The 6,774-nt window shown below is 43.5% G+C and carries 9 protein-coding genes; 1 reads left to right on the forward strand and 8 read right to left on the reverse strand.

From position 1 onward, the window contains the following. The 4 genes from B3182_RS14800 to B3182_RS14815 all read right to left on the reverse strand — a co-directional run. A partial coding sequence (locus B3182_RS14800) for a Mur ligase domain-containing protein (RefSeq protein ID WP_292753350.1) occupies positions 1–118 on the reverse strand: 118 nt, incomplete at its 3' end. Further along, positions 119–631: a hypothetical protein gene (locus tag B3182_RS14805; RefSeq protein ID WP_292356308.1), complete on the reverse strand. Its 513-nt coding sequence runs from the start codon at positions 629–631 to the stop codon at positions 119–121. A gap of 124 nt (positions 632–755) precedes the next feature. Then, a complete protein-coding gene (locus B3182_RS14810) occupies positions 756–1,712 on the reverse strand; it encodes a PQQ-dependent catabolism-associated beta-propeller protein (RefSeq protein WP_292356307.1) in 957 nt (318 codons plus the stop codon). Positions 1,713–1,740: 28 nt separating this feature from the next. Beyond that, a complete protein-coding gene (locus tag B3182_RS14815; RefSeq protein ID WP_292356305.1) occupies positions 1,741–2,538 on the reverse strand; it encodes an ABC transporter substrate-binding protein in 798 nt (265 codons plus the stop codon). Between the two features lie 280 nt (positions 2,539–2,818). Between B3182_RS14815 and B3182_RS14820 the strand changes: the two genes are divergently transcribed. Next, positions 2,819–3,064: a hypothetical protein gene (locus B3182_RS14820; RefSeq protein WP_292356303.1), complete on the forward strand. Its 246-nt coding sequence runs from the start codon at positions 2,819–2,821 to the stop codon at positions 3,062–3,064. A 31-nt stretch (positions 3,065–3,095) separates the two neighbouring features. Here the strand turns inward: B3182_RS14820 and secF are convergent, their stop codons facing one another. From secF to B3182_RS14840, 4 genes are all read right to left on the reverse strand, one after another. Next, positions 3,096–4,046, reverse strand: coding sequence for a protein translocase subunit SecF (gene secF, locus B3182_RS14825; RefSeq protein WP_292356302.1), 951 nt, complete (start codon positions 4,044–4,046; stop codon positions 3,096–3,098). Between the two features lie 14 nt (positions 4,047–4,060). Next, positions 4,061–5,917: a protein translocase subunit SecD gene (secD, locus tag B3182_RS14830; protein ID WP_292356300.1), complete on the reverse strand. Its 1,857-nt coding sequence runs from the start codon at positions 5,915–5,917 to the stop codon at positions 4,061–4,063. 49 nt (positions 5,918–5,966) lie between these two features. After that, complete coding sequence (yajC, locus tag B3182_RS14835) at positions 5,967–6,296, reverse strand: preprotein translocase subunit YajC (RefSeq protein ID WP_014707521.1); 330 nt, start codon at positions 6,294–6,296, stop codon at positions 5,967–5,969. A gap of 74 nt (positions 6,297–6,370) precedes the next feature. Next, positions 6,371–6,774 (reverse strand): tRNA-ribosyltransferase family protein (locus tag B3182_RS14840; protein ID WP_292753332.1); only part of this gene is annotated, 404 nt, incomplete at its 5' end.

The following is a 6,774-nucleotide window of genomic DNA, read 5'->3' on the forward strand; positions in this document are numbered from 1 at the left end:
CGCTCATTGGCGGGTAAACATTGGCATCAGAACCGGAAACATCGAAACCACGTTCACGAGCCAGTAAAGCCAGTCCCCCCATAAAGGTACCGCAGATGCCTAAAATATGGATATGCATTCAGGCTACTCCGGACATGACCAGGCCATTAATAACAATAGCCAGCACTACGTATAAAACCGTTAAAGCAACCGCCTTAGGTGCTGATGTTTCAATACTGCGGCGTATGATATGTGCGGTGACCATCAAACTCCATAACATCACCAACATCAGTGCAAACAAGATGAAATTTGCTGTATCTGATTGTTCAGCGTACTGATGAAAGGCCCATAGCAGTGGCATGGCTAACAGACCCAACAGACTGCCGGTGCCGGCCAATGCCATTAATGACTGTTGGTAACGCGGCAAAAAGTGGTTCAGGCGAAGCAGTCCATAAAGAAGAGTCGTTAATACGATCACATCTGTTAAACCAATCCATAGACTGATTCGGAATGACATATCAATTTGGTTGACCGATACGCTGACAATAAAATATATCAACAATAGCAATTGCATCAGTTGATTATTAGCCGGAAGGCTATCTGGTCCTGAACGGAACAGACAAATGTCGATTAAGCGCAGTATAACTTTCATGTGCGGCATCATAGCGCGTCAGCAATAGTTCACAAAATTTTTCTTGTCTCTTTTATATTTTTAATCATAAAAAAACCCGGCAACGCATAACGCTGCAGGGTTTAATTTCAGTTATGTTTTATACTCAGTCGTCCAGAGCAACACCCCATGGGAAGGAGCCGACTTCGATGGTTTTAATACGCTCCTGCTTAGCAGTATCTACAACTGAAACAGTGCCGTCCACCCCGTCAGCAGTGTAAATCATCGAACCGTCTTTCGATAGATCCAAGCCCCAGACACGTTTGCCAACAGGAACATTACCTTTTAATTCCAAAGTCTCCGCATCGAGAAATGCTACCGAATTACCACGTCCTGTGGTGACATAAAGCATTTTATCATCAGGACTGACTTTGATATCCATCGGCTTTGAGTTATCTACATCAATACCTGATTTCTTGATTACTTTCAGTGTTTCCATATCGATAATGGCAACTTCATTGCCAATTTCGCTGGTGGCATAAGCCAGACTGCCATTACTGTTAAAAGCCAAGCCTCTTGGACGTGCGCCTACAACAAGATGTGCCACTGCTTCGTATTTAGTTGTTTCAATAATATGCACCATATTGCTTGATTCACTGGTGACCAAAGCATATTTACCGGTTGGAGATACTGCTACACCCTCGGGTTCAATACCGACCTGAACCACTGCCAGCTTTTCACCTGATTTAGGATCAAGGAAGGTCGCCTCGCCATCATCTTCATTCGAAATCACAATATGACCGCTCACCGGATTAACCCCAAATGTTTCAGGATCATCACCTGCATCCAGGGTTTTGATAACTTCCAACGTTTTTACATCAACTACAGCAATGGCATTATCTTCACTGATAGCGACATACAGCATGGTTTGATCAGGCGACAGACCAATACCCCGAGGCCGTTGCCCTATATCAATTGTCGTTTCAACTTTATTGGTGCGGGAATCAATCACACTTACCGTATTATCTTTTTCATTGGTGGCAAACAAGCGATGAGTAGGTTCAGCCAATGCGGCGGTACTCGCCAGAATCAGTGAACTTAACAAAAGTGTTTTAAATTTCATTCAGCGTTCTCCATAGTATTTTTTAATTTTATTTGCAGGTAACTTTACCAAGACTATCCAAGCCACCTTTAAAACCACGTAACGGCGCTTCAGCAACAATTTTATTATCGTTATCTACTAACAATAGAATTTGTCGTAACTGCCCATTCTCACGGAAATTAGCGTTATCGCCTTTTTGTCCATCAAACACCAGGTCCGTTTTAAGATGATTCAACATAAACTCTGCATCATACTGCATGGTTTGCACCACTGAGTCTGCAATCATTTTGGTTCCAGCCCAGCCAGCCCATGCCTGGTCCGTCATTGCCTCACCTTGAGATTTTTTAAACCGGTTGTTTAACTGGCTAGCAGCAAACTTTACAAAATCTTCGTGCCAGCTTTGTACATTTGCAGGCTTATCCGGATTCTTTTCCTGCCACTGCGCTAGAGCATCAGCACGCATTTCATCACTTGGCGTGATATGAAATAGATTCGGCAGACAGGATTCACGTAACTCATCCGAGCGTGAAATAAGATTTATCACCGGTATTGCAGCAAACTGTTCTGATTGAGCCACTTTCATTATGTAATCGTCATCTGTCGCTAACAACAGCACCGTTTCAATCTCAGTTGTTTCCAGTGCATCAGGCTCCACGACTTCTATTTGGTATTTTTGTCCCAGGAACCCTCCCTGAAGATTGGCTTCCTGAAGTCCCTGTTGCACGCCAAGCCAGACTTGTCCTTCAGTGGGTCCAACATAATGCATGGTGACCTCAATTTCATCTGCCATCAGCCATTGTGGCCAGATAAAAAACAGGAACAATCCATATTTTTTTAGGTGATACATTCATTTCTCCTTCCTTTATAAAACCCTTTCAAAGATACGTACTTAGAGATCCTTGACCATCAGGAAAATCCTCAACCTTTCAGGAAATTATCCTAACTGCACTGCTGCAAAACATCATTATTTTTATAATCAATTAGTTATATAAATTTTACCCTGTAAATCTGCATATAGAATATTGAAACTGGTTGATATAAACCACATCCTTATTTGGCAAGATGTTTTTTCTCAAGATTTCTTGCCAGAGGCCGCTACGGTTCATACTAGGAACAGAGTGAGAAAAATGAAAAACAAATCACTGGAATTGGATCTGAGGCAAATCATGCAGGGACTTGAGGAGTTTGCAACGTTCATGAGTTATCAAAGCAACTATGAGGGATTACGTATACTCAAAGTGGAAACTCAGCATGAGAATGTTCAAGATTACAATACCAGCCAACCTTCAGACAATATTGTATCTATGGAAAAAGCTCGCATTAAACGAACTGAATACGTAGACACTTTTCCCGCTGCCAAAAAATATCAATAAAAAAGGCCCGCATCATGCGGGCCTTTTAATTTTAAACCTGACTCCCATCAGGGTTAACTTCACCATCTTCATCTATTTCAGGCGGCATCAAGTCAGTCTTAGTTACCCCCATCAGCAATACAGCAGTGCCTGCAATATAAATAGATGAATAAGTCCCCACCAGAATTCCGATAAGCAGCGCCGTGGCAAAAGCGTGAATTACTTCACCACCAAATACAAATAATGCCACAACAACCAGCAATGTCGTCATCGATGTCATGATGGTCCGGCCTAAAGTGGCATTAATCGAAGTATTAATTACTTCAAGTGGTTCCGCTTTACGCATCTTCAGAAAGCTTTCACGGATCCTGTCAAAGACTACAATGGTATCGTTCAGCGAATAACCTATCACGGCCAGGATAGCGGCCAACACTGTCAGATCAAAATCCAGACGGAAAAACGAGAAAAACCCAACAGTAATAACAACGTCATGGACTAACGCCAGCACCGAGGCAATCGCAAAACGATATTCAAAGCGCAGTGCCACATAAATAAGAATACCAATCAGCGCATAAACCATCGCCAGACCGCCATCTTCAGCAAGCTCTTCGCCCACCTGAGGCCCCACAAACTCGACTCTTCTAACCTCAACAGCATCGGTTTGCTCTGCTTGCAATAAAGCCACAACCTGATTACTTATTTCAGCCATATTTTCACTTTCAATAACGGGCAAACGTATCAGTACGTCCGTTAAAGAGCCAAAATTCTGAACTAAAGCATCACCGTAACCACCCTGTTCAAGTATTGAACGGACCTCCCCAAGGTCGACTGCCTGAGGATATCCCACCTCAATCATTGTGCCGCCGGTAAAATCGATTCCGAAATTCAAACTGTTGGTCACGATTGAATACGCCGAAATCAGTATTAATACTGCCGAAAATGCTAATGCAATTTTTCGGATCCCGACGAAATTAATGTTTGTTTCTTTGCTCAATAAATGCATGACACAAGCCTTAATTAAATGGACAGTTTTGGTCGTTGCTTACGGCCATAAACAAGGTTAATCACCATGCGTGTGCCTACAATCGCAGTAAACATTGATGTCAAAATGCCTAACGTCAGTGTGATAGCAAACCCCTTAATGGTTCCGGTACCAAAACCAAATAACACTATCGCAGCAATCAACGTTGTAATGTTAGCGTCAGCAATAGTTGAAAATGCTTTTGAATAACCGGCATCAATACTGGCACGTGGGCTGTTACCCAGTCTTAATTCTTCACGAATACGCTCGAAAATAAGCACATTCGCATCAACCGCCATACCAACTGTCAGCACAATACCTGCAATACCTGGCATGGTGAGTGTAGCCTGTAACATTGACAACAACGCCACAATTAACACCAGGTTGGCTGCTAAAGCCAGATTAGCCACTGCACCAAACAATCGATACCAGACAATCATAAATACCAGTACCAGAGCAAAGCCGATCATAACTGAAGCAAAACCCTGATCAATATTTTCCTGCCCCAGGCTAGGCCCAACAGTACGCTCTTCGACAATATCGATTGGCGCTGCCAATGCACCTGCACGTAATAATAAAGCAAGATCCCGTGCTTCAGTCGTACTGTCCAAACCGGTTATCTGAAACTTTTTACCGAGTTGATCACGAATAGTAGCGACACTGATAATCTCCGGGATTTGACGTCGTACACTGACTTCTTCGCCATCAATTATCTGTGTTTCAACTTTAGACTCAATGAAAACCACCGCCATCGGGTTACCGATATTGTCACGGGTAATATTGCTGAAAATGCGTGCGCCTTTTCCATCTAATGTCACCGATACGGCCGGCGAACCGGATTGACCGTCTATTGTTGAGGCCGCATTGATAACATGTTCACCGGTCAGCATCACCCGCTTATTCAATAGATAAGGTCTGCCATCGCGGTGATAATATAATTCAGAATTGGCAGGAACTCGTCCGTTGACCGCATCCTGAACATCACTTTCAAAATCGACTAAGCGAAATTCCAGGGTTGCCGTGGCACCAAGAATTTTTTTCGCCTGAGCGGTATCCTGCACACCCGGCAATTGAACAACAATGCGATCCTGCCCCTGTTGCTGCACAGTAGGTTCAGCGACACCCAGCTCGTTAATACGGTTTCGCAAAGTGGTGATGTTTTGTTGTAAAGCCAGGTTCTGCGTTTCGCGAACAATCGTGTCATTTAAGTTTATAGTGACGGTTGGACGCTCTGCATTTTCATCGATAGCAACCACAAGCTCATTGTATTCGCGATCGATTGCATCAATAGCCGCATCAAGATCTGCTGCTTCCCGAAAGCCAAAGGTCAAAACACCATTTTCAACGTTGACCTGGGTATAGCGAATTGTCTTATCACGTAATAAAATACGAATATCGCTGGCATAACTTTCGAGTGTTTGCTTCAACACCGCATCCATGTCCACTTCCATCAGGAAATGCACACCACCGCGTAAATCCAGACCAAGATTCATCGGTTCTGCCCCAAGAGACTGTAACCAGGCCGGAGTATTGGGTGCCAAATTCAAAGCGACGATATAATCTTCAGAACTCAGTTTCTGCTGAATAAGTTCACGTGCCTCGAGCTGTTCATTGGCTTCACTGAAACGAATCAATAAACGGTTTTCTTCCAGCACTACACCCTTGTATGGGATTTCAGCCTGTTTAAGGCTTGATTCGATTTCATTAACCAACTGCAAATCAACGTTGTTCAGTCTTCCGGCAGAAACCTGTACAGCAGGATCATCACCAAACAGGTTTGGCATGGCATAGATAATGGCCGTGAGTATTACAGTCACAACCAGTAAATTTTTCCAGAGGGGGTATCGGTTCATCTTGATATCCAGATAGCAAAAAGGCTGCTCGCAGGCAGCCTTTTCATATTTACAGTTTTTTCAATGTGCCTTTTGGAAGCACTGAATTGATTGATTCACGACGTACTTTAACTTCGACAGTTTCTGCAATCTGCAAGTTAATCGCGTTATCGTTGATATCATTAATTTTGCCCATCAAGCCACCATCCGTTACAACCTCATCACCTTTCGCCAGTGATTGCTGCATAGTACGGTGGGCTTTAGCGCGTTTTTGCTGCGGACGAATCAACATCACGTAAAAAAGCACTAATAAAATGATTGGGAACGCAAAATCAAGCAAGCCCGGCGAACCCGTTGATGCTGCAGTTTCAGCAAAAGCAGGTGAAATCAGAAAATCCATCATATTTCCTCTAAACTGGCAAATAAAAGACAGTGATTATGCCACAGCCAACTGCCGGCTGATAGCCAATTAACCTATTCTGCACGATCCTGACGCATTGCGTAAAACGATTGACGAAACTGTTGAAGATTTCCCGCTGCGATTGCGTCTCTCAGCTGTTGCATCAAGCGTTGATAATAATGCAGATTATGAATGGTATTCAGTCTTGGACCGAGCATCTCACCGGTACGATCCAAATGATGCAAATAGGCGCGACTGTAATTTTTACAGGTATAACAATCACAGTAAGGATCCAAAGGTCCTGTGTCCATTTTATGACGACTGTTGCGAATTTTAATGACACCTTCATGTACAAATAAATGACCATTTCGTGCATTCCGCGTTGGCATCACGCAGTCAAACATATCCACACCCAGACAAACCGCTTCAAACAGATCTTCGGGCCGACCGACGCCCATCAAATAGCGTGGCTTGTCCG

Source organism: Methylophaga sp. UBA4204 (assembly GCF_002379485.1).
GTDB lineage: Bacteria > Pseudomonadota > Gammaproteobacteria > Nitrosococcales > Methylophagaceae > Methylophaga.